Here is a 2,055-nt window from a genome sequence, read left to right on the forward strand (position 1 = left end):
CAGCAGGACGCCGTCGGCCGTGACCGGTACGCGCTGTTCTCGCGCGCGTTCCTCGGCGCGACCGTCGACCTCGAGGAGACGTACGAGTGGGGGCTCGAGGAGCTCGCGCGCGTCGTCGCCGAGCAGGAGGCCGTCGCCGCGCAGGTCGCCGGCCCGGGCGCGACCATCGAGCAGGCGGTCGCGGCCCTCGACGCCGACCCGTCGCGCACGCTGCACGGCACCGACGCGCTGCGCGCGTGGATGCAGGAGACGTCCGACGCCGCGATCGACGCGCTCGACGGCGTGCACTTCGCCATCCCCGACGCACTCAGGACGCTCGAGTGCCGCATCGCCCCGACGCAGACCGGCGGCATCTACTACACCGGCCCGAGCGACGACTTCACGCGCCCCGGCCGCATGTGGTGGTCCGTCCCCGCCGACGTCACGACGTTCAACACCTGGCGCGAGAAGACGACCGTCTACCACGAGGGCGTCCCCGGCCATCACCTGCAGATCGGCCAGGCCGTGCACGCGCGCGACACCCTCAACCGGTGGCGCCGGCTCGCGTGCTGGACCTCGGGCTTCGGCGAGGGCTGGGCGCTGTACGCCGAGCGGCTCATGGCCGACCTCGGCTTCCTGGACGACCCGGGCGACCGGCTCGGCATGCTCGACAGCCAGCGCCTGCGCGCCGCGCGCGTCGTCTTCGACATCGGCGTGCACCTCGGTCTCCCCGCTCCCGCCGAGTGGGGCGGCGGCACGTGGGACGCCGACAAGGGCTGGACGTTCCTGCGGGCCAACGTCAACATGCCCGAGTCGTTCGTGCGGTTCGAGTGGACCCGCTACCTCGGCTGGCCCGGTCAGGCGCCGTCCTACAAGATCGGCCAGCGCCTGTGGGAGCAGACGCGCGACGCGGCGGCCGGTGCGGCGCGCACGCGCGGCGACGCGTTCGACCTGCGCGCGTTCCACGCGACGGCCCTCGAGCAGGGCGCGCTCCCGCTCGACGTGCTCAAGCAGGTCTTCGCGACGTCCTGACGGCGTCCGTGCACGACACGAGGGGCGGCACCCGGGCGATCCGGGTGCCGCCCCTCGGTGCGTGAGCGGTGGGCCGGCGCGTCAGCGCTAGCCGGCGCGTCAGCGCTAGCCGGCGCGTCGGCGATGGGCGCGCGTCAGAGCAGCGACCAGCCGTAGCCGAAGAACACGAGCGCGGCGAGGACGACGAGCACCGCGATCGTCACGAACCAGTCGTTGCCGGCCGCGACGAAGCGTCGGGCGCCCGGGCCGAACCGGCCCGGCAGGTTGAGATGCCCGTCCCTGATGTTGATGCGCGTCAACCCGGCCCACACCAACGTGGTCGTCACGGTGATGAGCAGGCACCACGGGCACAGCGCCTTGATGTCGGTGTAGGCCTCGTAGAACAGCCACCACGCGAAGAGCAGACCGGCGGTGTAGACGACCTCGGCGGCGAGCATGAACCAGCGCGGGAACAGCACCCCGCCGATCATCGCGACGGCCATCGTGAGGACGACCGCCTCGGCGGCGATGCCGAGGAACGCGTTCGGGAAGCCGAACAGCGACGCCTGCCAGCTCTTCGCGACGGTCGCGCAGTTGATGACGCTGTTGATGCTGCACCCGAGCTCGGCGTCGGCGTCACCCGCGAGGACCACGGCCTCGATCGACAGCACGAACGACGTGTAGAGGCCGATGGCGCCCGAGATCGCCATCTCGATCGCGGTGCGCCGCCGCCACGCGGCCGGGGCGGGCTTCAGCAGGTTCGGGTCGTCGTCGACGAGCTCGTCGTCGTCCCAGTCCTCGTCGTGCTCGTCCACCGCCGCGTCGTGTGCGGCCGCGCTGGTCGCGTCGTTCACCGGGCCTCCTCGGGTGTCGGTGCGCACGGTCGACCCGCCGCACCCGCTCGGGGCCCATTGTGCCCGCCCGACCTGTGCGATCGGCCCGACCTGGGTCCCGGTCTGCGGCGTTCTCCCTCCCCCGGCTGCGGGGCTCGGTCGACAACCGGCTCGCGCGCGGTCCGCCCGCGCCCCGCGACGCGCACGGGCCCGCGACGGCCCGACGAACTAG

The 2,055-nt window shown here is 73.1% G+C and carries 2 protein-coding genes; one reads left to right on the forward strand and one right to left on the reverse strand.

The annotated features are described in order from the left end of the window. On the forward strand, positions 1-1,011 hold a 1,011-nt coding region (locus HGA02_RS17525; RefSeq protein ID WP_168680503.1), incomplete at its 5' end, for a DUF885 domain-containing protein. A 134-nt stretch (positions 1,012-1,145) separates the two neighbouring features. Here HGA02_RS17525 and HGA02_RS17530 read toward each other — a convergent pair. Then, positions 1,146-1,844, reverse strand: coding sequence for a vitamin K epoxide reductase family protein (locus tag HGA02_RS17530; protein ID WP_343035578.1), 699 nt, complete (start codon positions 1,842-1,844; stop codon positions 1,146-1,148). Positions 1,845-2,055 lie beyond the last annotated feature (211 nt).

The sequence above is a fragment of the Cellulomonas septica genome, assembly GCF_012396155.1.
GTDB classification, from domain to species: domain Bacteria; phylum Actinomycetota; class Actinomycetes; order Actinomycetales; family Cellulomonadaceae; genus Cellulomonas; species Cellulomonas septica.